Annotated in this window: 18 protein-coding genes and 1 pseudogene; 12 read left to right on the top strand and 7 right to left on the bottom strand. The window is 63.7% G+C overall.

Annotated features, from left to right (window positions below):
* The first annotated feature begins 144 nt into the window (after positions 1-144).
* The 3 genes from EJA05_RS20665 (at position 145) to EJA05_RS20655 (ending at position 2,152) form a co-directional block, all read left to right on the top strand.
* On the top strand, positions 145-1,467 hold the full coding sequence (locus EJA05_RS20665) for a DEAD/DEAH box helicase (RefSeq protein WP_125465075.1): 1,323 nt from the start codon (positions 145-147) through the stop codon (positions 1,465-1,467).
* A gap of 186 nt (positions 1,468-1,653) precedes the next feature.
* Entirely contained in the window at positions 1,654-1,935 is a 282-nt protein-coding gene (locus EJA05_RS20660; RefSeq protein ID WP_125859588.1) for a BrnT family toxin, read from the top strand.
* The gene (locus tag EJA05_RS20655; protein WP_125465074.1) at positions 1,910-2,152 is read left to right on the top strand and encodes a BrnA antitoxin family protein; all 243 of its coding nucleotides are present in this window, start codon (positions 1,910-1,912) and stop codon (positions 2,150-2,152) included. The genes EJA05_RS20660 and EJA05_RS20655 overlap by 26 nt, the downstream gene beginning before the upstream one ends.
* A 12-nt stretch (positions 2,153-2,164) precedes the next feature.
* Here EJA05_RS20655 and EJA05_RS20650 read toward each other — a convergent pair whose 3' ends face one another.
* Positions 2,165-2,434, bottom strand: coding sequence for a hypothetical protein (locus tag EJA05_RS20650; RefSeq protein WP_125861377.1), 270 nt, complete (start codon positions 2,432-2,434; stop codon positions 2,165-2,167).
* Between the two features lie 159 nt (positions 2,435-2,593).
* Between EJA05_RS20650 and EJA05_RS20645 the strand changes: the two genes are divergently transcribed.
* Positions 2,594-2,986, top strand: a complete 393-nt coding sequence (locus EJA05_RS20645) for a transcriptional regulator (protein ID WP_110996368.1) — start codon at positions 2,594-2,596, stop codon at positions 2,984-2,986.
* 106 nt (positions 2,987-3,092) lie between these two features.
* Positions 3,093-4,019 (top strand): DMT family transporter, encoded by a 927-nt coding sequence (locus EJA05_RS20640; protein ID WP_125859587.1) that lies wholly within the window; start codon positions 3,093-3,095, stop codon positions 4,017-4,019.
* Between the two features lie 25 nt (positions 4,020-4,044).
* On the opposite strand, the gene EJA05_RS20635 is transcribed toward EJA05_RS20640, so the two are convergent.
* Positions 4,045-5,217: an MFS transporter gene (locus tag EJA05_RS20635; RefSeq protein WP_125859586.1), complete on the bottom strand. Its 1,173-nt coding sequence runs from the start codon at positions 5,215-5,217 to the stop codon at positions 4,045-4,047.
* 107 nt (positions 5,218-5,324) lie between these two features.
* On the opposite strand from EJA05_RS20635, the gene ptrR reads away from it, so the two are divergent.
* Both ptrR and EJA05_RS28625 read left to right on the top strand, forming a co-directional pair.
* Positions 5,325-6,218, top strand: coding sequence for a putrescine utilization regulator PtrR (gene ptrR / locus EJA05_RS20630; RefSeq protein ID WP_125859585.1), 894 nt, complete (start codon positions 5,325-5,327; stop codon positions 6,216-6,218).
* Between the two features lie 126 nt (positions 6,219-6,344).
* A complete protein-coding gene (locus EJA05_RS28625; RefSeq protein WP_256206021.1) occupies positions 6,345-6,473 on the top strand; it encodes a PA1414 family protein in 129 nt (42 codons plus the stop codon).
* A gap of 128 nt (positions 6,474-6,601) precedes the next feature.
* Here EJA05_RS28625 and EJA05_RS20625 read toward each other — a convergent pair whose 3' ends face one another.
* Together EJA05_RS20625 and speB are read right to left on the bottom strand one after the other, a co-directional pair.
* The gene (locus EJA05_RS20625) at positions 6,602-7,981 is read right to left on the bottom strand and encodes a sodium:solute symporter (RefSeq protein ID WP_125859584.1); all 1,380 of its coding nucleotides are present in this window, start codon (positions 7,979-7,981) and stop codon (positions 6,602-6,604) included.
* A 213-nt stretch (positions 7,982-8,194) separates the two neighbouring features.
* Positions 8,195-9,145 carry an agmatinase gene (speB, locus tag EJA05_RS20620; RefSeq protein WP_110996363.1) on the bottom strand — a complete coding sequence of 317 codons (951 nt, stop codon included), beginning with the start codon at positions 9,143-9,145 and terminating at the stop codon, positions 8,195-8,197.
* A gap of 225 nt (positions 9,146-9,370) precedes the next feature.
* Here speB and EJA05_RS20615 point away from each other — a divergent pair, with 225 nt between their 5' ends.
* From EJA05_RS20615 to EJA05_RS20605, 4 genes and pseudogenes are all read left to right on the top strand, one after another.
* Positions 9,371-10,264 (top strand): LysR family transcriptional regulator, encoded by an 894-nt coding sequence (locus EJA05_RS20615; RefSeq protein ID WP_125465068.1) that lies wholly within the window; start codon positions 9,371-9,373, stop codon positions 10,262-10,264.
* Between the two features lie 98 nt (positions 10,265-10,362).
* A pseudogene (locus tag EJA05_RS28850) lies at positions 10,363-10,707 on the top strand (PAS domain-containing protein); the annotation flags it as partial.
* 234 nt (positions 10,708-10,941) lie between these two features.
* The gene (locus EJA05_RS20610) at positions 10,942-11,970 is read left to right on the top strand and encodes a methyl-accepting chemotaxis protein (protein WP_374045897.1); all 1,029 of its coding nucleotides are present in this window, start codon (positions 10,942-10,944) and stop codon (positions 11,968-11,970) included.
* Between the two features lie 135 nt (positions 11,971-12,105).
* Positions 12,106-12,714, top strand: a complete 609-nt coding sequence (locus EJA05_RS20605; protein WP_125859582.1) for a tRNA-uridine aminocarboxypropyltransferase — start codon at positions 12,106-12,108, stop codon at positions 12,712-12,714.
* 125 nt (positions 12,715-12,839) lie between these two features.
* Here the strand turns inward: EJA05_RS20605 and EJA05_RS20600 are convergent, their stop codons facing one another.
* The 3 genes from EJA05_RS20600 to EJA05_RS20590 all read right to left on the bottom strand — a co-directional run bounded on the left by EJA05_RS20600 (position 12,840) and on the right by EJA05_RS20590 (position 17,889).
* Positions 12,840-14,195 carry an HlyD family type I secretion periplasmic adaptor subunit gene (locus EJA05_RS20600; protein WP_125859581.1) on the bottom strand — a complete coding sequence of 452 codons (1,356 nt, stop codon included), beginning with the start codon at positions 14,193-14,195 and terminating at the stop codon, positions 12,840-12,842.
* Between the two features lie 124 nt (positions 14,196-14,319).
* Entirely contained in the window at positions 14,320-16,455 is a 2,136-nt protein-coding gene (locus EJA05_RS20595; RefSeq protein ID WP_125861375.1) for a type I secretion system permease/ATPase, read from the bottom strand.
* A gap of 60 nt (positions 16,456-16,515) precedes the next feature.
* Complete coding sequence (locus tag EJA05_RS20590; protein ID WP_125859580.1) at positions 16,516-17,889, bottom strand: TolC family outer membrane protein; 1,374 nt, start codon at positions 17,887-17,889, stop codon at positions 16,516-16,518.
* Positions 17,890-18,374: 485 nt separating this feature from the next.
* Here EJA05_RS20590 and EJA05_RS20585 point away from each other — a divergent pair, with 485 nt between their 5' ends.
* Entirely contained in the window at positions 18,375-25,490 is a 7,116-nt protein-coding gene (locus EJA05_RS20585; RefSeq protein ID WP_125859579.1) for a retention module-containing protein, read from the top strand.
* Positions 25,491-25,527: the final 37 nt, after the last annotated feature.

Genomic DNA, 25,527 nt, shown 5'->3' with positions numbered 1-25,527 from the left:
AGCGTAGGAAACGGTCTGTGTTGCGGTACGAAACGGCATTAGAGCGTGGATCGGCGCAAAGTTGCCAAAAGAAATTCGGTTCTGGCGGCGGAAAACGTTACCCTATGCAACTTGAATTTTTCGCACTTGCCCGAGGTTACCCCCGTGTTTTCCCAATTCGCCCTGCACGAACGCCTGCTCAAAGCCGTGGCCGAGCTGAAATTTGTCGAGCCGACTCCGGTGCAGGCAGCGGCCATTCCCCTGGCCCTGCAAGGGCGTGACCTGCGGGTGACGGCACAGACCGGCAGCGGCAAGACCGCTGCATTCGTCCTGCCACTGCTCAACCGCCTGGTCGACCGCAGCGGCCCGAGCGTGGAAATCCGTGCGCTGATCCTGCTGCCGACCCGCGAGCTGGCCCAGCAGACCCTCAAGCAGGTGCAGCTGTTCTCCCAGTTCACCTACATCAAGTCGGGCCTGGTCACCGGTGGTGAGGACTTCAAGGAACAGGCCGCCATGCTGCGCAAGGTGCCGGACGTGCTGATCGGCACCCCGGGCCGTCTGCTCGAGCAGCTCAACGCCGGCAACCTCGACCTGTCCCATGTGGACGTGCTGATCCTCGATGAAGCCGACCGCATGCTCGACATGGGCTTTGCCGAAGACATGGAGCGCCTGTGCAAGGAGTGCGAGAACCGCAAGCAGACCCTGCTGTTCTCCGCCACTACCGGCGGCGCGGCCCTGCGCGACATGATCGGCAAGGTCCTCAAAGACCCTGAGCACCTGATGCTCAACAGTGTCTCGCAGCTCGCCGAAGGTACCCGCCAGCAGATCATCACTGCTGACCACGACCAGCACAAAGAGCAGATCGTGCAGTGGCTGCTGGCCAACGAGACCTACCAGAAGGCAATCATCTTCACCAACACCCGTGCCCTGGCCGACCGCATCTATGGCCATCTGGTGGCCAAGGAAGTGAAGGCCTTCGTACTGCACGGCGAGAAGGACCAGAAGGACCGCAAGCTGGCCATCGACCGCTTCAAGGAAGGCGGCTCCAAGGTGCTGGTGGCCACTGATGTGGCGGCGCGCGGCCTGGACATCGACGGGCTGGACCTGGTGATCAACTTCGACATGCCACGCAGCGGCGACGAGTACGTGCACCGTATCGGCCGTACCGGTCGTGCCGGCGGCGAAGGCCTGGCGATCTCGCTGATCACCCACAACGACTGGAACCTGATGTCGAGCATCGAACGCTACCTCAAGCAGCAGTTCGAGCGCCGTGTCATCAAGGAGGTCAAGGGTACCTACAGCGGGCCGAAGAAGGTCAAGGCCTCGGGCAAGGCGGCTGGCACCAAGAAGAAAAAGACCGAGAAGAAGACCGGCGACAAGAAGGGCGCCGCCAAGCGCAAACCGACCGCCAAGCCGAAGGCCAATGCGCCATTGGCCAGTTCCGATGGCATGGCGCCGCTGAAGAAGCGCAAGCCGGCGGCCGAGTAAGCGCTTTTTGATGCAAGCCCGCCACTGCAAAGGTGGCGGGTGATTTCGCGCTTTCCCCAAGCGCGCGTAGCCCATTTCCCAAACTGCTCCTCGGCCCAGGCATTTTGCTGTCTGGCTTCCAGAATACCTCTGGCATGTTTTCGCTGGCAGGAGTAGCGTATGTACAACTGTAAATACGAAAGTCCCATGCGTTTTGAATGGGACGAGGAAAAGAACCAGCTGAACATCCGCAAGCACGGTATCGATTTCAATGAAGTGCCCGACATGTTCCGGCACCCGATGCTGGTGCTCAAGGATGAGCGGTTCGACTACGTAGAACCAAGCTGGATCAGCATGGGCTGGATCAACGCCTGGGTCAGCGTGGTCGCCTACACCGAACGGCAAGGGGATGTGATCCGAGTCATCTCCGCCAGAAGAGCCACCCGACGTGAGGAAATGCGCTATGTCGAAACCCTCCAGAAACAGTGATGAACACTCCGCTCGCGGGCCGATCGACACCTCGGATATCCCCGAGCTGGGCGACGACTTCTTCCGTCAGGCCGAGCTTCGCTTACCGGCCAAGCAAACCGTGACCATTCGCCTCGACGCAGACGTACTGGCTTGGTTCAAGGACCAAGGCAGCGGCTACCAGACCCGAATCAACCAGTTGCTGCGCCAATACATGCTGGCCCAGCAGCGCCGCTGAAGCAGGCGCTGCTCAGGTCTTTTTCTCGGCTTCCTTCAATTCCTTGATCCGCTTGTCGATCAGTTGGCACTTGTCCGGCAAGTCCTTGCTTGCCGTGCCGAGCTCCATGCCTTGCAGCTCGTCGTTTATCTCTTTGGCTTTCTGTGGGTTCTGCTCGGTCAGCCGGGCGACCAGCCCGGCCAGTTCCTCGCGTTTGTGCGTGGCTTCTTCTGGCGTGCAGGCCCAGGCGGGCAAGGCGCACACCAGGCTGGCAAGCATTGCGGCGCGGTAGAGGTTTTTCATCATCTTGGCCCCTGGTGATCCTGCTACGTGTGAGGGGTGGGGCAATTTGAAAGTTCAGATTGCCTGGGCTGCCATCGGCAGTTTGCCAATCTGAACGCCTGTCGGCTTCTGTCGGTCCCACCTTGTGTAACCCATCCGTTCATTGCAGGAGGCCATTCCATGAGCCGCTACGACTGGGACCTGATCGAGCGCTTGCTGCACGAGGTGCAGAACGGCGCCGGTCATAGCTTCACGCCACGCCCCTATGCCGAACAGCACGCCGCAGCGCTGGCTGCAAATGGCCAGGCACCGGGCGACCTGGACCATCTGAAAACCCGCGCCTGCGAGTACGAGAAGCTTCTGTTCGAACGTGGCTTCATCGCCAGCCGGCCTGAAGAGGACGGCGGCAATGGCGAGAACTTCGTGCTGACCGAGCGTGGCTCACGCCTGCTCAGCCTGATTGACAGCAGCATCCCGGGTTTCGGCCATCCGCGTGAAGTCCTTGACCGGCAGGAGGATGCGCTGGACGAAAACACCTTCGACCAGGTCTCGGCAAACGCGCAGATCGCCTGAGGTCGTTTTGAGGCTGGCAAGTGGCGGGCTGAACGGCTGATAATCGCCGTTCGTCTGCCACTGCCGAGCCCTTGATCATGTCTGTAGAAACCCAGTTGGCCCGCTTATGAGCGAGGTCCGCAAGAACCCTGACGCCTTTGCCCTGCAGGTGATGCTGGGGCTGTGCCTGATCTGGGGCTGCCAGCAGGTGCTGATCAAATCCGCTGCCGTCGACATTGCCCCGGTAATGCAGGCGGCGTTCCGTAACGGCATCGCCGCCGTGCTGGTAGGGCTGCTGGTCTGCTTCAAAGGCGGCTGGGGTCAGGTGGGTAGCACCTGGCGTGCCGGGGTGCTGGCCGGTGCGCTGTTCGGGCTGGAGTTCCTGTTCATCGCCGAGGGGCTGAAGCTGACCTCGGCGGCGCACATGTCGGTATTCCTCTACACCGCGCCGATCTTCACCGCCCTTGGGCTGCATATCATGATGCCCAGCGAGCGACTGCGCCTGTTGCAGTGGCTGGGCATCCTGCTGGCGTTTGCCGGCATCGCCCTGGCATTCGCCGGAGGCGTCTCGTTCGAGCAGCTCGATGGGCGCATGTTGCTGGGTGACGCCCTGGCTATCCTGGGCGGCTTGGCCTGGGGCGCGACCACGGTGGTGGTGCGTTGCTCGCGGTTGTCCGAGGCGCCGGCGACCCTGACGCTGTTCTACCAGCTGGCGGTGGGTTTCGCCGGGCTGCTGCTGATGGCTCTGGTGAGCGGGCAGATCGCTGATTTTGCACTGACCCCGCTGGCGGTTGGCAGCGTGCTGTTCCAGGGTATCGTGGTGTCATTCGTCAGCTATTTGACCTGGTTCTGGTTGCTGCGCAAATACCTGGCTTCGAACCTGGCGGTGTTCTCCTTCATCACGCCGCTGTTCGGGGTGACCTTTGGCGTTGTGCTGCTGGACGAACCGCTGAGCTTGAACTTCGTGCTCGGCGCGGTGCTGGTGCTGGTGGGGGTGATCATGGTCAGTGCCGAGGCTTGGGTGCGGCGGCAACTGCGCAGGATCGTGGGGTAGTTGGCGAGCGCCAGGGGCGCCAGGCTCAACCCGCCTGGCGCAGGCCGGTGCATGACGCGGATCGTGGCACGGCCCCTGTCAGCACCAGTACCCCGGCCAGCCCCAGCCCCGCAGCCGCCATCACCAGCGCTGGCTGCAAGCCACCACTGAAGTGGCTGCTCAAGGCCGCCAGTAGCGGCCCGCTCAACTGCCCCAGGGCAAAGCAGGCAGTCAGCAGCCCGGCATTACGCTGGGTCGCATGGGGCGCCAGTTCCCGCGAGCGCTGCATCACCAGTTGCATGCAGGCCAGGAACGGCCCACCGCAGAGCACTACCCCCAGGCCCAGCCCGATGCTGCCGCCTTGCAGGCAGGCCAGCACACCCAGGCCCTGCAGCCAGAGCGTGGCGGTCAGCCACGCCGAGGTGCGCCCAGGGCGGCGCAGGCTGACGACCACCACGCCCAGCGCCGCCGACAGACCGAACGCCGGCCAGAACAGATCGGCCATCCACTGCCCTTGGAACTGCTGGTTGGCCATCTGTGACAGGAAGGTGGCTGGCAAGATATAGCCAATGCCGTACAGCCCATACACCAGTGCCAGGCGGCCGATACCCTTGCCCTGTGTCGGGCCGCTGTTGCCGGTGGCCGCGACGGGCGCAGGCTCCAGGGCCCGTGGCAACCACCGCAGCACGGCCAGCAGCATCACCAGCGCCGCCATCGCGTAGATCAGCCACAGCGCCGCCGAGCCGAGCCCCAGCAGGTGCGCGCCGAGTGCCAGCAGGCCGGTGACGGCGATCCCGACACCGGGCCCGGCGAACACCAGGGCACCGAGGCGCTGTCGGCCATGGGCGTTGGCCAGTTGCTGGCTGAGGCTGGTGATCATCACCAATACCCAGGCACTGGCCACGCCCGTGCCGAAGCGCAGCAGCAGATGGCTCCAGAAGCCGTCGGCGGCCGCTGAGGCGAGGGTGAGCAACACGCAGAGCCACAGGCCGCCGTGCAGGCGCAGACGCACCTGGGCCGGCTGGCGGGCGAACATGCCGTCCACCGCACCGAGGAAGTAGCCCAGGTAGTTGGCGGCAGCCACCAGGCCACCTGCCGTCAGGTCGAACTGGCCCTCGGCGATCAGGCGGGGCAGTTGCGGGGTGAGGGCGAAACGGCCGATGCCCATGGCCATCATCAGGGCCACGGCGCTGGCCAGCAGTTGCACGAAGGGCGACATGAAGGCGTCTCCTGCTCGAAGGGTTGCGATGGATGGCAGGGTAGGGCGGATTGACTTTCAAGAAAATTGAATAATGATGATCAAGTTGTTCTGTTTTGGAGAAAGATATGGAGTTCAGCCAACTACGTATCTTCCTGGCCGTGGCCGAGGAAGGTTCGATCACCCGCGCGGCCGAGCGCCTGCACCGTGTACCGTCGAACCTGTCGACGCGCCTGCGCCAACTCGAGGAGCAACTGGGCGTGGAGCTGTTCGTGCGTGAGCGTCAGCGCCTGCAGCTGTCGCCTGCGGGCAAGGTACTGCTGGATTACGCCAACCGCCTGTCGGCCCTGCGTGACGAAGCGATGGCCGCCGTGCAAGGCGGGCAGCCGGCCGGTGATTTCGTGCTGGGTACCATGTACAGCACGGCGGCGATCCATTTGCCGGCGCTGCTGGCGCGCTATCACCAGGCCTACCCCGCAGTGAACCTGCAAGTCCAGGCCGGCCCCAGTGGCGATTTGCTGGAGGGGCTGCTCAGCCATCGGCTCGATGCCGCGCTGGTGGATGGGCCGCCAAGCCTGGCCGGGCTGGATGGCGTGCCCTTGTGTGAGGAAGAGCTGGTACTGATCACCAGCCCCGAGCATCCACCGGTCAGCAGCGCCCAGGATGTGGCTGGCAGGGCGGTGTTCACCTTCCGCCAGGGTTGCTCCTACCGTATGCGCCTGGAGGCCTGGTACGCCCATGCCCACACGCCCATGGGGCGAGTGATGGAGATCGAGTCGTACCAGAGCATGCTGGCCTGTGTGATCGCAGGCGCCGGGGTGGCGCTGATGGCGCAATCGATGCTCGACAGCCTGCCGGGGCGTGACCGGGTGCGTGCCCATCGCTTGCAAACGCCGTTCGATCAGGCGGTCACCTGGTTGATGTGGCGCCAAGGCATGCGTGGGGCCAATCTGCAGGCGTGGATCGAACTGCAACAAAGCGAAACGATTGACCGACCGTCGGAAGCTGTCGCCTGCGCTTGATCCGGGTCAAAATCGCCCATATCTGTAAGAACAGGCGCATGCGCAATGCAGGACATCGGACTATGATCTGTATGACGCATCGCAGGATTGATTGACCGTGAGGCTGAACCCGTCAAGGGGGCATTTATGAACGAACGCATGTATAACTGGCTCCACGACCTAGCCGTCGCCCTGGGCTTGCTCCCGCCACCTCTACAGCCGGTGCCGATCCCTACCGACGAAGAACAGCGCAAGCGCCAGCCGCGTCGTCGCTGATACACCAGGCAAAAGGCCGCCGCATCGACAAGATGCGGCGGCCTTTTGCATTGAGGGTACTGCGAATCGCGGGACAAGCCCGCTCCCACGGGGTCTGATGCGGGAGCGGGTTGGCCCTGGGGTTGGCGTCAGGCCAGGTTGACTGCCGCAGCCGGCTTGCGCGACGCCAGGCTGACCACCACGAAGCTCACCAGGCCGATCGCCAGGCTGTAGTAGATCGGCGAGTTGGCATCCAGGCCATCCTTGAACATGAAGAACAGCGCGGTGACGAAGCCCAGCGACATGCTGGCGATGGCCCCGGCGGTGGTCGCGCGCTTCCAGAAGATCGCCCCCATCAGCGGGATCAGCATGCCGCCTACCAGCAGGTTGTAGGCCAGGGTCAGGGCGCTGATCACATCGTTCACCGCCAAGGCGATGCCCAGTACCACCAGGCCAGTCAGCAGGGTGAACAGGCGGTTGATGCCCAGGCTCGACTGCTTGCCGCCGCGCAGCTTGGGCAGCAGGTCTTCGGTCAGGGTGGTCGAGGCGGCCAGCAGGCCGGCACTGGCGGTGGACATCATCGCGGCCAGGGCGGCGGCCATCAGCAGGCCACGGATACCTTCAGGCAACTGGCCCTTGATCATCTCGGCGAAGGCATTGTTCGGGTTGGCCAGGTCTGGCATCAGCACATGGGCGGACATGCCGATCAAGGCGCAGGCCAGGCCGTACAGTACGCAGTAGACACCAGCGGTGGTACCTGCGCGCTGGCAGACTTTCTCGTCACGGGCGGTGAACACCCGCTGCCAGATGTCCTGGCCGATCAGGATGCCGAAGAAGTAGATCAGGAAGTAGGTGATGATGGTGTCCCAGCCGATGGTGGTCCAGCTGAAGCTGGCCGCCGGCAGCTTGGCCACCAGGGTGTCCCAGCCACCGGCCTTGTACAGGCACACCGGCAGCAGGATGAACATCAGGCCCACGGTCTTGATCACGAACTGGACAATGTCGGTCAGGGTCAGCGACCACATGCCACCGATCGTGGAGTACACCACCACCACACCACCACCGAACAGCAGTGCCAGCCAGAACGGCACGTCGAGCAGTACCTGCAGCACGGTGCCCATGGCCAGGGTCGAGGTCACGCCGATCATCAGCGCATAGGCCAGCATGATCGCCGCACTGGCCTGGCGCGCCATGGGGTTGTAGCGGCGCTCCAGCACCTGGGTGACGGTGAAGATCTTCAGACGCAGCAGCGGTTTGGCGAGGAACAGGTTCAGCGCGATGATGCCCAGGCCCAGCGCGGCGCACAGCCAGAAACCGGAGATGCCATGCACGTAACCCAGGCGTACGGTGCCGACGGTGGACGCGCCACCGAGCACGGTGGTGGCCATGGTGCCCATGTACAGGGTCGGGCCGAGGTTGCGCCCGGCCACCAGGTAATCTTCGTGGGTCTTCGCACGTCGCATGCCGTACCAGCCAAGCGCGAGCATGCCGGCGGCATAGATCAGTACAACGATGATGTCCAAGGCCATTGGGGGTCTCCCGATTATCTTTATTATGGCGAGATCGGCCGTCCGGGCGGGTTCACGCGCCCAGCGGTCCTGTGATGTGTTGGCGGGCCTCTATGGCCCTCCCGAATGGCTCCTGCCGGGGTGTTTCCATGGCTCGACGGGCTGTTGTGGGAGCGGGCTTGCCCCGCGATTGCTAGCGCGGGGCAAGCCCGCTCCCACAAGCCTTCATTCCAATCAGCGGCGTACTACCCCTGGCAGCACGCAGAGCATTTCGAACAACAGGTTGGCGCCCAGCAGCGAGGTGTTGCCGGTGGTGTCGTAAGGTGGGGAGACTTCGACCAGGTCACAGCCGATCAGGTCCAGGCCGTGGCAGCCGCGGATGATCTCCATCGCCTGGATGGTGGTCAAGCCGCCGATTTCCGGAGTGCCGGTACCAGGAGCCCAGGCCGGGTCGATGCCGTCGATGTCGAAGGACAGGTAGACCGGGCCACCACCGACTTTCTCACGCACTTCGGCCATCAGCGGTTCCAGCGATTTGTGCCAGCACTCTTCGGCCTGGACTACGCGAAAGCCCTGGCGACGGCTCCAGTTGAAGTCGTCGGCGGTGTAGCCCTGAGCGCGCAGGCCGATCTGCACCACGCGGTCGCAATCGAGCAGGCCTTCTTCCACGGCGCGGCGGAAGGTGGTGCCGTGGGCGATCTTCTCGCCGAACATGTGGTCGTTGACGTCGGCGTGGGCGTCGATGTGCACCAGGCCGATCTTGCCGTGCTTCTTGTGCAGGGCGCGCAGGATCGGCAGGGTGATGGTGTGGTCGCCGCCCAGGGTCAGCGGGATGACATTGTGCTCGACGATCTCGTCGTAGGCTTCTTCGATGATGCGCACGGCGTCGAGCAGGTTGAAGGTGTTGATCGCCACGTCACCGATGTCGGCGACCGACAGCGAGTCGAACGGGGCGGCGCCGGTGGCCATGTTGTACGGGCGGATCATCACCGACTCGGCGCGGATCTGCCGTGGGCCGAAGCGGGTGCCCGAGCGCAGCGAGGTACCGATGTCCAGCGGTACGCCGATGAAGGCGGCGTCCAGGCCTTGGGCGCTTTGCAGGTGGGGCAGGCGCAGCATGGTGGCGATGCCGCCGAAACGCGGCATTTCGTTGCCGCCCAGTGGTTGGTGGAGAGTCTTGTCCACGGTGGGCCTCATCAGTCGGTCGATTGTTATGTTTGTTCGAACCTGTGCCGCCGCGCGCCTCGATGAACGATGGGGCCGGCGGGCAGGGACATTTCGCCGCAGTCTGCGCAAGGTAGTGCGGCGGAAGAATCGCTACCGACAAATACTTACTTCAGGAATTTCTGAACTATCCGCCTGAAGGCGCGTTAGACTCTGACGATTTCCAGCCCGCGGAACCCTCGCCCCATGGCCTCATCGCTGCCCGACCTGAAACTGCTGCGCATCTTCGCCAGCGTGGTGCGCCACCAGGGGTTCGCCAACGCCCAGCGCGACCTCAACCTGTCGACGTCGGCCATCAGCACCTACATGAGCCAGCTGGAGGGCGCCCTGGGTATCGTCCTTTGCCACCGTGGCCGTGGTGGTTTCAGCCTGACCAGCAAAGGCGAGCTGTTCCATCAGGAGACCCTGCGCCTGCTCGGCGAACTGGATGGTTTCGAACAGTATGCGGCGGCGCTCAAGGGCGAGCTGCGCGGCACCCTCAACCTCGGGGTGATCGACTCCACGGTGGGTGATCGCGCCCTGCCGCTGGCCGAGGCTATCGGTGCCTACAGCCAGGAGCACCCGGGAGTGCATCTGCACCTGTCGGTCTCCAGCCCCTACGAATTGCAGTTGGGCGTGCAGGACAACCGCCTGGACCTGGCCATCGGCGCCTTCTCTTCGCGCATGAGCGGCCTGGTGTACCAGCCGCTGTACCGCGAGCAGCACTGGCTGTACTGCAGCAGCCGCCACCCGCTGTTCGCCGAGCGGCGCATCCCGGAGCCGGTGATCACCCAGCAGCGCATGGTCGGGCGCGGTTACTGGAGCCAGGCCGAGTTGGCCCGCCATGGCTTCAAGCACAGCGCGGCGACAGTGGAGAGCATGGAGGCGCAGCTGATCCTGATTCTCTCCGGCGCCTACATCGGCTACCTGCCCGAGCACTACGCCCAGGCCTGGGTCGACAAGGGCGACTTGCGGGTATTGTCGCCAGCCACCTTTGGTTACCAGGCGCCGTTCTCGCTGATCATCCGCCGCGGCCGCAGCCGGGAACCCTTGATCCAGACGTTCCGCGACCTGCTCAAGAGCCAGCTCAACGTTGGCTGAACAATGTCGTTTTCAGCTCATTCCGTCAGGTCGGTAAAAATTCCTGCAAAACTTGACCACTGACATGATGGCCTTCTGCTAAACATCTACTTGCTTTGATGAATTTCCCACTCATCTGGATAAGCAAGGGATCGCCAACGATGCGCATGAATTTGCCCGTCACCGAACACGAAAGAACCTTTCCCAACCACCAGCGGCTGATTTCCACCACCGACCTCAACAGCCGCATCACCTACTGCAACGACGCTTTCGTGGCCATCAGCGGTTTCACCTACGACGAACTCGTCGGCCAGACACACAACCTGGTGCGTCACCCGGACATGCCGCCGTCAGTCTTCGGCCATATGTGGGACACCATCAAGCAAGGCAAGCCCTGGATGGGGGTGGTCAAGAACCGCGCCAAGAACGGCGATTTCTACTGGGTCAGCGCCTATGTCACGGCGGTGTACGAGAACGGCCGCATCAGCGGCTACGAGTCGGTGCGTTCGGTGCCCACCCGCGAGCAGATCCGCCGTGCCGAAGCGCTTTACGCGCGCCTGCGCGCCGGTCGCTCGCCGGTGGCGTTGGCCGCGCGCCTGGGCCATGGCATCGGTCACGGCTGGCCGTTGATCGGTGCCGGGCTGCTATCGGCCGCCGGCTACCTTTGGTTGCCCCAGTACGCCGCACTGGGGGTGCTGATGGCCAGCCTGTTGGCGGCCTGGTACCTGGTCGAGCACCGGCAGAACCAGGCCATCCGCCGCACCCTGCAGGAGCATCCCAAAGCGTTCACCAGCCCGCTGGTGGCCCTGACCTACAGCGACAACCCCGGCCTGCAGGGCCAGCTCGACCTGGCGATCCTCAGTGAAGAGGCACGTTTGCAGACCGCGCTGACCCGCCTGGTGGACGCCGGGGTCGGGGTCAAGTCGCGGGCCGCGCAGTCCGCCGACCTGTCCGACGCCCAGGCACAGATGCTCGACCGCCAGCGCAGCGAAACCGACCAGTCGGCCACCGCCATCGCGCAGATGGCGGCGACCATCCAGCAGGTCACCCACAACGTGCAGAGCACCGCCCATGCCGCCAGCGACGCCGACCAGCTGGCCCAGCAGGGCAGCGACCTGGCCCAGCAGAGCCTGCGCGCGATGGGCAGCATGAGCGAGGCGGTGAGCGATATCGGCCAGGCGGTCAATGCCCTGGCCGAGCAGACCCAATCGATCGGCAGCGTGGTGGACGTGATCACCTCGATTGCCGAGCAGACCAACCTGCTGGCGCTCAACGCCGCGATCGAAGCCGCCCGTGCCGGTGAACAGGGCAGGGGCTTTGCCGTGGTCGCCGACGAGGTCCGCTCGCTGGCCCAGCGTACCCGCGCCTCCACCGAGGAGATCCACCACATCATCGCCGGCCTGCGCACCGGCGCCGACCGTGCGGTGGCCAGTGCCAGCCGCGGCCAGCAGATCTCCAGCGACAGCGTGCACAGTGTCGAGGCGGTGCAGGAAGCGTTGTCCGGTATCGCCCAGGCGGTCAGCCGCATCACCGGCATGAGCCAGCAGATGGCCACGGCGTCCGAGCAGCAGAGCCACGTGGCCGAAGACATCAACCAGCAGATCGTGCGCATTGCCCAGCTGTGCGATGAAAGTGCCGGGCAGGCCAGGCAGGGGGCCGAGATCAGCCAGGACCTGGAGCGCATGGCGGAGTACCTGCATAGCCTGGCGGAGCGGTTCAACCGGTAGTGACAGACTGTCGGGCCAATCGCGGGGCAAGCCCGCTCCCACGAGGGCTCACTCGTGGGAGCGGGCTTGCCCCGCAATTGGCCCGTAGTCATACAACCAACCTGTGGCAAACTGCGCGCCCCCAAGGAGCCCGCCATGCCCAGACCCCGCTGCGATCGCTGTCAGCGCCCGATCGCCCACTGCCTCTGCCCGCTGATTCCCAGCCTCGACAGCCGTACCCGCGTGGTCGTGCTGCAGCACCCCAGCGAAACGTCGCATGCGCTCAATACCGCGCGCCTGGCAGCCCTCGGGCTGATCAATGCCGAGCTGCGGGTGGGGGAGGTATTCGATGACCTCAAAACGTTGCTGGCTTCGCCGGGGTATAGGCCGGTGCTGCTGTTCCCCGGTGACGGTGCCGAGGTTCTGCAAACCTATGGCGCAGGCATCGACGAGCTGCCGCTGCTGTTGATCGTCCCCGACGGCACCTGGCGCAAGGCGCGCAAGATGCTCTACCTGAACCCGCTGTTGGAGGCGCTGCCGCGGGTGACGCTCGGGCAGGTGACGCCCTCGCGCTATCGGCTGCGCAAGGCGCCGGAACCGGGCGCGTTGTCGACCATCGAGGCGGTGGTGCAGGCGTTGAATGTGCTGGAGGGGGCGGGCCGGTTCGATCCCGTGTTGCGACCTTTCGAGGCCCTGATCGAGGGGCAGATCAGGGCGATGGGGATGGACACATTCGAGCGTAATCACAACCTGGGATCAGACTAGTTCGAGTTTGATGCCTCGACTGGGCCGCATCGACCTTGGCGCGTGTTTGAAATCCCTTGGAACCACACGGGGCCACCCGAGGGCTTATCGGCTGATCCCATACCCATGCAGGTCGCGCATTTCGATCAGCGTTCGCGCAACGCTTCGGTCCGTGCCTTCAACACCGGCTTCAACAGGTAGTCCAGCACACTCTTCTGCCCGGTGATGATATCCACCGTGGCCACCATTCCCGGGATGATCAGCAACGGCTTGTTATCCCCACCCAGGTGGTTCTTGTCGGTGCGTACCTGGATCAGGTAGAACGCGTTGCCCTTGTCATCGGTGACGGTGTCCGCACCGATCAGCTCCAGCTTGGCCTTGAGCCCGCCGTAGATGGTGTAGTCATAGGCACTGAACTTGACCATCGCCGTCTGCCCCGGGTGCAGGAACGCCACATCCTGTGGCCTTACCTTGGCCTCGATCAGCAGGTTGTCCTCGATCGGCACGATCTCCACCAGATCGCTGCCGGGCTGTACCACGCCGCCGATGGTGTTGACCTTGAGCAGCTTGACGATGCCGTGCACCGGCGACACCACGGTGGTGCGGTTGACCCGGTCGTCGATGGCGATGCTGGTGGCTGTGATCTTCGAAAGCTCGGTGCGTTTGTCGTTGAGCTCCTTGGCCGCCTCGGAGCGGAAGGTAGCGTCGGACTCCTGGATCTTGCTGCGGATCTCGGCCACGGCAGCTTCGGCGCGGGGGATCGCCAGGCTGGTGGCATTGAGCTGGCCGCGGGCTTCGACGGTGCGCTGCTTGAGGCGCAGGATTTCCACCGGCGAGATGGCGCCCTTGCTGACCAGCGGCGCCGACATGTCCAGTTCCTGTTGCAGCAGGCCCAGCGCCGAGCGGTATTGGTCGACCTTGGAGCGGAATTCGGCGAGCTCCTGGGTCTTCTGCCGCAGTTGTTCGTTGAGGGTCTGCTTCTCGCTGGCCAGGCGGCGCTGACGTGAGTCGTACAAGGCCGCTTCGTCCTCGGCTACTTGCGGGGCTTTGTCGCGGACGTCCTGCGACAGCACGAAAGGGCGGCCTTCAGCTTCGGCCGACAAGCGCTCGACCTGGGCGGTGAGGGCGTAGCGGTCGGCTTCGCTTTCGCCCTTGTTCGACTTGAACCGGGTGTCGTCCAGGCGCAGCAGGGTGGCGCCCTTGTCGACCATCTGGCCTTCGCGCACGAAGAGCTCGGTGACGATGCCGCCTTCGAGGTTCTGCACTACCTGCACCTTGCTCGACGGGATGGCCTTGCCTTCGCCGACCGTGACTTCGTCGAGCACGGCGAAGTTGGCCCAGACCAGGGCCACCAGCAGCAGGATGGCGGCCAGCCACACGGTCAGGCGCGACAGGCTGGGTGAATCCTGCAGGGTGGCGCCGGCTAGCTCTGGCAGGTAATCGCGTTCAGCGTGCTTTTCGGTGCCTTGGAGGTAGCTGCGTACGCTGTGGAAAATGGACATCTGCTGCCTCCGATGGAGAGTGGAGAGCCTGTGGGAGCGGGTTTACCCGCGAATGCGGCAGTGGCCCTGCTGGCGCTTTCGCGGGTGAACCCGCTCCCACAGAGAGGGTGCTGCACTTGCAGACCTACAAAGCCGAACCGATACGACCCTTGCGCAGTGCATCGATCACCGCATCTTTCGGCCCGTCGGCGACGATCTTGCCGTTGTCCAGCACCAGCAGCCGGTCCACCAGGCTGAGCATCGAGGTGCGGTGCGTGACCAATAGCAGAGTCTTGCCCGGTACCCAGTTCGCCAGGCGCTGGCGCAGTTGTTCCTCACTGCTGTTGTCCATGTGGCTGGTGGGTTCGTCGAGGATCAGGATCGGTGGTTCCAGCAACAGTGCCCGGGCCAGCAGCACGGCCTGGCGCTGGCCGCCGGAGAGCAGTTGGCCGCGCTCGCCCACCGGGCGCTCGAAACCTTGCGGGTGCTGCCGGGCGAGGTCACTGACGCCGGTCAGCTCGGCCACTTCGAGCATGCGTGCATCGCTGACATGCCGCGCACCGAGGGTGAGGTTGTCGCGCAGGCTGCCGGCCAGCAGCGGCAGATCATGGGCGACGTAGCCGATCTGGTTGCGCAGGTCGGCAATGTCCAGTTGGCGCAGGTCGAGGTTGTCCAGCAGTACCTGGCCCTCGTCGGGGTGATGGAAGCCCATCAGCAGCCGCGCCAGGGTGCTCTTGCCCGAACCGCTGCGGCCAATGACGCCGATGCGCTCGCCCGCTTTGAGGGTGAAGCTCACGTCGTTGAGGGCAGGGGCAGCCTGGCCTGGGTAGCGGAAGGTGACGTGGCTGATGCTCACGCCGCCGTGCAGTGTGGTGTGTTCGAGTGCCAGGCGGTCCGCCTGGCGCTCCTGCGGCAGGCTCATCAGCGCATCGGTGCTTTGCATGGTCAACTGCGCCTGCTGGTAGCGGGTGATCAACCCGGCAATCTGGCCCAGCGGGGCAAGCACGCGACTGCCCAGCATGTAGCTGGCAACCAGGGCGCCTACGCTGAGGTTGCCAGCGATGATGCTGTAGACGCCGGCGACTATGGTGGCCATGCCGCAGAACTGCTGGATGAACAGCGTACCGTTGGTGGCCAGGGACGACAGGTTGCGGGCGTGGGCGTCGAGGCGAGTGATGGCGCCGTTGGTGTGCTCCCACTGGTACTGGCGCTCGCTTTCGGCGCCGCAGGCCTTGAGTGTTTCCAGGCCGCCGAGGGTTTCGATCAACAGGGCCTGGCGCACGGCGCCAAGGCTCAGGCTCTTTTGCACGGTGTCGCGCAGGCGCGCCTGGATGAACAGCGCCAGGGCCATGGCCACCGGGAAGGCGATCAGCGGGATCAGTACCAGCCAGCCGCCAAGCAGGCCGATCACTACCAGCATCAGCGCGACGAAGGGCAGGTCGATGATGCTGGTCAGCGTCACGGCGGTGAGGAATTCGCGCAGGCCCTGGAAATCGTGGATGCTCTGGGCAAAACCACCGATGGTGGCTGGGCGGGCTTTCATGCTCATGCCGGTGATGCGTTCGAACAAGGTCGCGGACAGGATCAGGTCGGTCTTCTTGCCGGCCTGGTCCAGCAGGTGGGCACGGACCATGCGCAGCACCAGCTCGAAGGCGGTGCCGATGAACAGGCCGGCGACCAGTACCCACAAGGTCGACAGCGCCTGGTTGGGGACCACGCGGTCGTAGGTCTGCATGACGAACAGCGGCACCATCAGCCCCAGCAGGTTGATCAGCAGGCTCGCCAGCAGTGCGTCGCCGTACAGCCAGCGGGAATGGCGCAAGGTGTCGCGGAACCAGGCGTTGACCCTCGGAATCAGCGGCGCGCGTACGTCTTCCAGGGTGTGGCGGGGGCGGGCGAACAGGGCCTGGCCGCTGTAGGCCTCGGCCAGTGCTTCGCGCTCGACCCATTGTTCACCGCCTTCGGCCTCGCACGGCAGCAGCAACGCCCGGCCGTCATCCGCCCAACGTTGCAGCACGGCGCTGCGGCCATCGTTGAGGATCAACAGCACGGGCAGGTTGAGCGGCGAGATGGCGTCCAGCGAGCGCTGCAGCACCCGCGCCTGTAACCCGGCACGGGCGGCAGCGCGCGGCAGCAGCGCCAACCCCAGGCGTTGCTCGGCCAGCGGCAGGCCGCTGCACAGGCTGGCGCGGCTGGCGGGGCAGCCATGCAGTTTGCACAGGATCAGCAAGCCATCGAGCAACGGATCATCCACATCCAGGCGCGGTTGGGTGCTTTGCATGCTGGTCACGATGGCCTACTCCTGCCGCGGTGGACGCAAAAGATCCCTGTTTTTTGAGGCCTAGCGCATGTCGGGCAGCCTGGCCTCGTTACGCACTTCGCTCTTGGCGATGGCCTCCGGCGGCAGCGAGATGCGTTGTTTGCCCAGCAGCTCACCCATGGTCGCCAGTACCCGGTACATCGAGAACTCCTCGGTGTAACGCACCTCGGTGTAGCGGCGGTTGGCGTTGTACAGCTCGTTTTCGCTGTCGAGCAGATCGAGCAGGGTGCGTTGGCCGAGGCCGAATTGGTCCTGGTAGGCGGCGCGCACGCGCTGGGTGGTTTCGGCGTACTCACGTGCGGTGGGGGTCTGCTTGCGCGCGTTGTTCATGGCGTTCCAGGCCAGGCCGAGGTTTTCGTTGAGCTCGCGCAGTGCGTTGTTGCGGATGTCCATGGCCTGGTTGATCTTGTGGGCGTCGGACTGCAGGCGGGCCTTGTCACTGCCCCCGCGGAAGAGGTTGTAGCTGAGCTCGACGCCAGCCTGCCAGTCGTTGTTGTCGTGGCCCTTCTGGCCGGCGATGTTGTTGTTGGCGCCGGTGGCCAATACAGCGTCCAGGCGCGGATAGAAGGGTGACTTGGCCACTTCGTACTGTTGCTCGGCGGACTTGATGTCCGCCTGTGCCGACTTGAGGTAGGGGTTGTTCTCGAGCATGCCCTGGCGGGCATCCTGCAGGGTGCCTGGCACTTCGCCCTTGATCGTGACCGGCGTTTCCAGCTCGTCGGGCACGCGCCCGACCACGCTGTAGAAGTTGGTTTCGGCGTCTGCCAGATCGACTTCGGCGGTGTCCAGGTTGTTCTCGGCCAAGGCGCGACGGGCGCTGGACTGATCGAGGTCGGCGTTGCTGCCCACGCCACGCTCGCTGCGCAGGCCGATCTGGTCATTGACCCGCAGGTGGGCCTGCAGGTTGTTCTTGGCCAGGGTCACCAGTTCGCGGCGCTTGAGCACTTCGAGGTAGACCTCGATGGCGCGCAACGCCACGGTCTCGGCGGTGGCCTGGGTGTAGTAGGCGCGGGAGTTGGCCACCGCTTCGGTGCGGCCGACCTCGTTGGCGGTGTTGAAGCCGTCGAACAGCATCTGCCGCAGGCGCAGTTCGGACTGGGTGTAGTTGAGGGTTTCCTTGTTGTGGTTGCGCGTACCGTCCGGGTTGAAGCCGCGGGTGTTGGTGTTGTCCGAGCGCTGGCGGCCATAGCCGCCCACCAGGTCGACGGTTGGGTAGTAACCCCCGCGGGCGAACTTCACATCCTCGTCGGCCGACAGCCGGCTGTTGCGGCTGGCGCTGATCTGGGGATGCTGGTCCACGGCACTCTGCACGGCCTCGGTGATGGACATCGCCTGCGTATTGGCACACGCCATAGCCAATACAATCGCACTGGTGAGGGGGGTTAATGTGCGCATGGGGTACTTCTCCCTGGTCTCTAAAAAGTCCTGCGATCGTCAATAAAATGACGAAATATTAGAATCAAACCGTTTCAGGTTTGTAACAACAGAGCTAAGAACATTTAACGCGCGAACTAAGAAGAATTTCTCATAAGGTATATGCGAAAAAAAACTTATGCGGTCTAAAGAAACCACGACATTGTTTTATTCAGGTGGCTCGGCGAACTGGCTGGGATAGGCAGTTTTCGGGCTTTGCAGAAAGTTCTAGATTTTTTGCGGATAAGCAGTACGGGGAGGACGGCGAAAGCGGAATTTGGCGACAATAAATTGGCATTTACTAATGGCCATTGCCTATCACCGCTATCGCAGCAGTAGTCACATGGAGGGTGATTCCCACGTATGTGACAGTGACGGTCCGGCAAACAGCCCATACGGAACGTTGCACGATTTACCCGGCATGCCTTGATCTGCGAAAAGCCCATCGGCAGGGGAGGCGTGCATTCATGGCCAGATTAGTCGGCGTGGTCAGCAAGGTGGTTGGCCAGGTTTTCGCGGTTGGGGACGACGGCCACCGGCGGTTGCTGGTGGAAGGCGACCGCCTGTTTGCCGGTGAGCAGCTCGAAACGGGGGATGCCAGTGCCGTGGCAGTGCGCCTGCAGAACGGTGCCGAACTCACACTGGGCCGCGACAGCAGCCTGCAGATGACCCCGGAGTTGCTGGCCAATCACGCACCCCATGTGCATACCCCCGACCTGCAACCGAGCGAGGCGCAACTCAGTGATGTCGAGCGCTTGCAAAAGGCCATCGCTGCGGGCGCCGACCCTACCGAGGACGCCGAGCCCACTGCGGCGGGTGGTAACCCCGGCGGCGTGGCAGGCGCGTTGGGTGGCGGGCACAGTTTCGTCATGTTGTCCGAGGTGGCAGGGCGCGTCGCCCCTACCATCGGTTTCCCCACGGCAGGTTTCAACGGTATCCCCGAGCTGGCCAACCGTTACCTGGGCGAGCGGGACATCGACGGCAACGACAGTGGGGCATTGAATCCGCTTGCGCCACCACCGCCAGTCAATCCGCCGGATCACCCGGTCACCCTCAATGGCCTGGAGGTCCAGCCCGGTGAGCTGACCGTGAATGAAGCCAACCTGCCCCAGGGCAGCGCGGACAACCCGGCGGCACTGACGCAGAGCGGCAGTTTCAACGTGGTGGCGCCGGATGGGGTATACAACCTCAGTGTCGGCGGCATCAACGTGGTTACCGCCGGTGTGGTGACCGGTGTGGGGCAGTCCATCGTCACCGGCCTTGGCAATATCCTCACCATCACCGGCTACAACCCGGCCACGGGCGTGGTCAGCTACAGCTACACGCTGCAGAGCAACGAAAGCCATCCCAATGGCGATGGCACCAACAGCCTGATGGAACATTTCCCGGTCAGTGTCACCGACAGCAACGGCAGCCATGCCAGCGGCAGCCTTGATGTGAACATCGTCGACGACGTGCCCAAGGCCAATGCCGACTTCGCCCAAATCACCGAGGGTGACAGCTTCAGCGGCAACGTGCTGAACAACGACGTCAAAGGCGCCGATGTACGCGGCGACGGCCAGTATGTGGTGGGGGTACGAGCAGGCGACGATACGTCGAGTTCCGCGCATGGTCATTTAGGCGACCCGATCTACGGCCAATATGGCTACCTGACCCTGGATGCCCAGGGCAACGCCACCTACCACGCCAACCCCAACCAGGACTTGCCGCCGTGGGCGACGGACACCTTCGTCTACACCATCCGTGATGCCGATGGTGACGAGAGCACCACGACCATCTCGGTCAAAGTACTGGACAGCAAGCTGATCGCCGGCACTGATAGTGAAGTGACGGTCTACGAGAAAGCCCTGGACCTGACCAAGGACGGCAATGACCTGGCCGGTGGCAACGTAGAGGGGAGCGACCCGCATTCCAGTGGCGAAACAGCATCCGGTTCGCTGGCCAATGCGGTCACCGGTGGTGTCGGTGCGTTGACCTTCACCCTGGTCGGCAATGCAGCTGGCCAATACGGCCAGATCCTGCTGAACGCCGATGGCAGCTACACCTATACCCTGACCTCGGCGCCGAACTCGCCAAACCACGTCAATGATGGCCCGAACGTGATCACTGAAAGCTTCACCTATCAGGTGAAGGACTCGGTGGGTAACACGACCACCAGTACCATCGTGATCAGCATCGTCGACGACGTGCCCAAGGCCAATGCCGACTTCGCCCAAATCACCGAGGGTGACAGCTTCAGCGGCAACGTGCTGAACAACGACGTCAAAGGCGCCGATGTACGCGGCGACGGCCAGTATGTGGTGGGGGTACGAGCAGGCGACGATACGTCGAGTTCCGCGCATGGTCATTTAGGCGACCCGATCTACGGCCAATATGGCTACCTGACCCTGGATGCCCAGGGCAACGCCACCTACCACGCCAACCCCAACCAGGACCTGCCGCCGTGGGCGACGGACACCTTCGTCTACACCATCCGTGATGCCGACGGTGACGAGAGCACCACGACCATTTCGGTGAAGGTGCTGGACAGCAAGCTGATCGCCGGCACCGACAGTGAAGTGACGGTCTACGAGAAAGCCCTGGACCTGACCAAGGACGGCAATGACCTGGCCGGTGGCAACGTAGTGGGGAGCGATCCGCATTCCAGTGGCGAAACAGCATCCGGTTCGCTGGCCAATGCGGTCACCGGTGGTGTGGGTGCATTGACTTTCACCCTGGTCGGCAATGCCGCTGGCCAATACGGCCAGATCCTGCTGAACGCCGATGGTAGCTACACCTATACCCTGACCTCGGCGCCCAACTCGCCGAACCACGTCAACGATGGCCCGAACGTGATCACCGAAAGCTTCACCTATCAGGTGAAGGACTCGGTGGGTAACACGACCACCAGTACCATCGTGGTCAGCATCGTCGACGACGTGCCCAAGGCTCAGGCCGACTTCGCCCATGTCAGCGAGGGCGACAGCATCAGCGGCAACGTATTGGCCAACGATGTGTTCGGCGCCGATGTACGCGGCGACGGCCAGTACGTGGTGGGTGTACGCGCCGGCAACGACACCTCCACCTCGGCCAGCGGCCATGTGGGCGACCCTATCAACGGGCTGTACGGCTACCTGACCCTGGATGCCCAGGGCAACGCCACCTACCACGCCAACCCCAACCAGGATCTGCCGCCATGGGCGACGGACACCTTCGTCTACACCATCCGTGATGCCGACGGCGACGAGAGCACCACGACCATCTCGGTCAAGGTGCTGGACAGCAAACTGATCGCCGGCACCGACAGTGAAGTGACGGTCTACGAGAAAGCCCTGGACCTGACCAAGGACGGCAATGACCTGGCCGGTGGCAACGTAGAGGGGAGCGACCCGCATTCCAGTGGCGAAACAGCATCCGGTTCGCTGACCGATGCGGTCACCGGTGGTGTGGGCGCATTGACCTTCACCTTGGTCGGCAATGCTGCTGGCCAATACGGCCAGATCCTGCTGAACGCCGATGGTAGCTACACCTATACCCTGACCTCGGCGCCCAACTCGCCGAACCATGTCAACGACGGTCCTAACGTGATCACCGACAGCTTCACCTATCAGGTGAAGGACTCGGTGGGTAACACGACCACCAGTACCATCGTGATCAGCATCGTCGACGACGTGCCCAAGGCCCATTGCGATTTCGCCCATGTCAGCGAGGGCGACAGCATCAGCGGCAACGTGCTGGACAATGACGTCAAAGGCGCCGATGTACGCGGCGACGGCCAGTATGTGGTCGGAGTGCGTGCAGGCGACGATACGTCGAGTTCCGCGCACGGTAATTTAGGCGACCCGATCTACGGCCAATATGGCTACCTGACCCTGGATGCCCAGGGCAATGCCACTTACCACGCCAATCCCAACCAGGACCTGCCGCCATGGGCGACGGACACCTTCGTCTACACCATCCGTGATGCCGACGGTGACGAGAGCACCACGACCATCTCGGTCAAGGTGCTGGACAGCAAACTGGTCGCCGGCACCGACAGTGAAGTGACGGTCTACGAGAAAGCCCTGGACCTGACCAAGGACGGCAATGACCTGGCCGGTGGCAACGTAGAGGGGAGCGACCCGCATTCCAGTGGCGAAACAGCATCCGGTTCGCTGACCGATGCGGTCACCGGTGGTGTGGGCGCATTGACCTTCACCTTGGTCGGCAATGCTGCTGGCCAATACGGCCAGATCCTGTTGAACGCCGATGGTAGCTACACCTACACCCTGACCTCGGCGCCTAACTCGCCGAACCATGTCAACGACGGTCCTAACGTGATCACCGACAGCTTCACTTACCAGGTGAAGGATTCGCTGGGCAACACCACCACCAGCACCATTGTGATCAGCATCGTCGACGACGTGCCCAAGGCCCATTGCGATTTCGCCCATGTCAGCGAGGGCGACAGCATCAGCGGCAACGTATTGGCCAACGATGTGTTCGGCGCCGATGTACGCGGCGACGGCCAGTACGTGGTGGGTGTACGCGCCGGCAATGACACCTCCACCTCGGCCAGCGGCCATGTGGGCGACCCTATCAACGGGCTGTACGGCTACCTGACCCTGGATGCCCAGGGCAACGCCACCTACCACGCCAACCCCAACCAGGATCTGCCGCCTTGGGCGACGGACACCTTCGTCTACACCATCCGTGATGCCGACGGTGACGAGAGCACCACGACCATCTCGGTCAAGGTGCTGGACAGCAAACTGACGGCGTCCGAGGACAACGACGTCACTGTGTATGAAAAAGCCCTGGACCTGCATAAGGATGGCAATGACCTCGCGGCCGGCAGCGTCGTGGGCAGCGACCCAGGGTCGACCGGCGAGACGGCGTCCGGCAGCCTGGTCGGGTCGGTCACCGGCGGCTCCGGTGCCTTGACCTACAGCCTGGAGGGCAATCCGGCAGGGCAGTACGGGCAGTTACTGCTCAAGGCTGACGGTTCCTACACCTACACCCTGACCTCTGCACCGAAAACCCCGGGCGGTGCCAACGATGGTGCCAACACGGTGGTGGAGCACTTCACTTACAAGGCCACCGACGCCCATGGCAACAGTGTCACCAACACCATTGCCATCAACATCGTCGACGACGTGCCCAAGGCCGAGTGCGCAGTGCGCAGCATCACCCCCGGCCAGGTGGACTCCAATATCCTGCTGGTGATCGATGTCTCCGGCAGCATGGCCTGGGACTCCGGCGTGAATGGCCTGAGCCGGCTGGACCTGGCCAAGCAAGCGATCAACACGCTATTGGACAAGTACGACGCGATGGGCGACATCAAGGTGCAGATTGTCACCTTCTCCAGCGGCGCCACCCAGCAAGCGCAGACGTGGGTATCGATCGGCGAGGCCAAGAACCTGATCGCCGGGCTCCACGCCGACGGCGCGACCTACTACGACTCGGCAGCCACCAAGGCCCAGCAGGCGTTCGCCACCAGCGGCAAGCTCGATGGTGCACAGAATGTCAGTTACTTCTTCTCCGACGGTGAGCCGAGCTCGGGCCACGGCATGACCTCCACCCGTGAAACCACGTGGGAGACGTTCCTCGACCAGAATGGCGTCAAGTCTTACGCCATCGGTATGGGCAATGGCGTCAACGAGGGCAATCTCGACCCGCTGGCCTACGATGGCAGCAGCCATGTCGATACCCAGTCGGTGGTGGTTACCGACCTCAACCAGCTCGGCGCGGTGCTCTCGGGCATGGTGCAGGGCGCACCGATCACCGGCAGCCTGATGAGTGGCGGCGACTTCGGTGCCGATGGTGGCTTCATCAAAGCCCTGATGGTGGACGGCACCACCTATGGCTTCGACCCGAAAGCCAACGGCGGGCAGGGCGGTTACACGGTCAGTGGCGGGGTGGACAAGGCGTCGTTCGATACTCTCAGCAACAGCCTCACCATCAAGACCAGCCTGGGCGGCACCCTGCTGGTGAACATGGACAACGGTGAATTCACCTACACACCACCCAAGGACAACGGCGGCCAGGTGGAGAAATTCACCTTCACGGCCAGCGACAACGACGGTGATACCAGCACTGCCACCCTGACGGTGAACATCAACGGCAACCATGCACCGATCGCCGGTGCAGACCACATCATCACCAATATCAGCGGTACCAGCGTCAGCGTGCCGGCCGAAGCGCTGCTGGCCAACGACAGCGATGCGGACCACGATCGGCTGAGCGCGGCGCCGATCACCTTCAACACCGGCTTCGCCGACAAAGGCGCAGGCTTCACCCCGGGCGTCCAGGCGCAGACCGTCTACATGGACGGCACCAAGGACCGTGCCGAAAACCAGTTCCGCACTCTGGCACGCAGCGAGTTCACCAGCCAGTCGGGCAGCATGACCGCGGCACTGGTGGTGGCGGGCTACCTCGGGCTGATCAGCAACAGCAACGCCAACGACGAGGACACCTTCACCGTCACCCTGCGCAAGGGCGAAACCCTCACCCTCGATCACGACCGCCCGGCCGGCAACCTGTTGATGGAGTGGAAGGACGCCACTGGCAGCTACCAGCCGATTGCCGATGGCAAGAGTTTCACGGCCAGCCATGACGGGGTGTACAGCATTCACCTGGTCAACACCGAGAACGCCCTGGGTAGCAGCAAGGCTGCCGAGAACTACAAGCTGAGCCTGCTGGTGGACTACAGCAACGCCAGTAACCCCGTGGTCCATGACACCTACAGCGTCAGCGACAACCATGGCGGCACGGCGACCGGCAACGTCGATATCACTTATCAGGCAGGTCATGTTCTCGAGGGCACGGGAGGGGACGATGTGCTGCTCGCCGGGGCTGGCGACAATACGCTTAACGGCGGGGCCGGCAATGACGTGCTGGTGGCCGGGGCCGGCAATGACAGCCTGTATGGCGGCGACGGCAATGACTTACTGATCGCAGGGCCCGGCAATGACTTGCTCGACGGCGGGCAGGGCATCGACACGGTCAGCTTTGCCAAGGCCGCTGCCGGGGTGGTGGTCGATCTGGGCAACGTCGGTGCGCAGAACACCGGGGGCGCCGGCGTGGATACCCTGACCAGCATCGAGAACCTGATCGGCTCAGATTACAACGATACCTTGATCGGCAATGGCGGCGACAACGTGCTCAACGGTGGCGCTGGCAATGATGTGCTCAAGGGCGGTGGCGGCAACGACACGCTCATTGGCGGCCCGGGTGATGACACCCTGACCGGCGGCAGTGGCAACGACACCTTCGTCTGGCAGAAGGGCGATAGCGGGCATGACACCGTGACCGATTTCACCCCGGGCTCCGATCGCCTCGATCTGTCCCAGTTGCTGCAGGGCGAGAACGCCACCAGCGCCTCGCTGGATGACTACCTGCACTTCAAGGTCAGCGGCACGGGCAGCAACGTGGTGTCGACCATCGAGGTGAGCAGCGTCGCGGGGGCGGCGCCGACCCAGACCATCGAGCTGGCCGGGGTCGACCTGGCCCAGCATTACGGGGTCACGGCAGGTGCCGGTGGGCTGATCGCGGCCGGTCATGATACGGCGACCATCATCAACGGCATGCTCAATGACCATTCGTTGAAGGTGGATACGGTGTAGATGGCCTTGACACCCTCACTGGGCAAGTCGCAGCGAC

Source organism: Pseudomonas oryziphila (genome assembly GCF_003940825.1).
Lineage (GTDB): Bacteria > Pseudomonadota > Gammaproteobacteria > Pseudomonadales > Pseudomonadaceae > Aquipseudomonas > Aquipseudomonas sichuanensis.
Note: the sequence above shows the minus strand (reverse complement) of the source record. Positions and strands in the feature narration are given on the sequence as shown.

What these genes read in the sequence shown, in the direction of transcription:
- EJA05_RS20635 (WP_125859586.1), bottom strand. Translation starts at nt 5,217, where the DNA reads ATGTCGCCCTTCGTGCAACTGCTGGCCAGCGCCGTGGCCCTGATGATG.
- EJA05_RS20660 (WP_125859588.1), top strand. Translation starts at nt 1,654, where the DNA reads ATGCGTTTTGAATGGGACGAGGAAAAGAACCAGCTGAACATCCGCAAG.
- EJA05_RS28625 (WP_256206021.1), top strand. Translation starts at nt 6,345, where the DNA reads ATGAACGAACGCATGTATAACTGGCTCCACGACCTAGCCGTCGCCCTG.
- EJA05_RS20605 (WP_125859582.1), top strand. Translation starts at nt 12,106, where the DNA reads ATGCCCAGACCCCGCTGCGATCGCTGTCAGCGCCCGATCGCCCACTGC.
- EJA05_RS20610 (WP_374045897.1), top strand. Translation starts at nt 10,942, where the DNA reads ATGGCCAGCCTGTTGGCGGCCTGGTACCTGGTCGAGCACCGGCAGAAC.
- EJA05_RS20585 (WP_125859579.1), top strand. Translation starts at nt 18,375, where the DNA reads ATGGCCAGATTAGTCGGCGTGGTCAGCAAGGTGGTTGGCCAGGTTTTC.
- EJA05_RS20625 (WP_125859584.1), bottom strand. Translation starts at nt 7,981, where the DNA reads ATGGCCTTGGACATCATCGTTGTACTGATCTATGCCGCCGGCATGCTC.
- EJA05_RS20600 (WP_125859581.1), bottom strand. Translation starts at nt 14,195, where the DNA reads ATGTCCATTTTCCACAGCGTACGCAGCTACCTCCAAGGCACCGAAAAG.
- EJA05_RS20595 (WP_125861375.1), bottom strand. Translation starts at nt 16,455, where the DNA reads ATGCAAAGCACCCAACCGCGCCTGGATGTGGATGATCCGTTGCTCGAT.
- EJA05_RS20590 (WP_125859580.1), bottom strand. Translation starts at nt 17,889, where the DNA reads ATGCGCACATTAACCCCCCTCACCAGTGCGATTGTATTGGCTATGGCG.
- EJA05_RS20640 (WP_125859587.1), top strand. Translation starts at nt 3,093, where the DNA reads ATGAGCGAGGTCCGCAAGAACCCTGACGCCTTTGCCCTGCAGGTGATG.
- ptrR (WP_125859585.1), top strand. Translation starts at nt 5,325, where the DNA reads ATGGAGTTCAGCCAACTACGTATCTTCCTGGCCGTGGCCGAGGAAGGT.
- EJA05_RS20645 (WP_110996368.1), top strand. Translation starts at nt 2,594, where the DNA reads ATGAGCCGCTACGACTGGGACCTGATCGAGCGCTTGCTGCACGAGGTG.
- EJA05_RS20655 (WP_125465074.1), top strand. Translation starts at nt 1,910, where the DNA reads ATGTCGAAACCCTCCAGAAACAGTGATGAACACTCCGCTCGCGGGCCG.
- EJA05_RS20615 (WP_125465068.1), top strand. Translation starts at nt 9,371, where the DNA reads ATGGCCTCATCGCTGCCCGACCTGAAACTGCTGCGCATCTTCGCCAGC.
- EJA05_RS20650 (WP_125861377.1), bottom strand. Translation starts at nt 2,434, where the DNA reads ATGAAAAACCTCTACCGCGCCGCAATGCTTGCCAGCCTGGTGTGCGCC.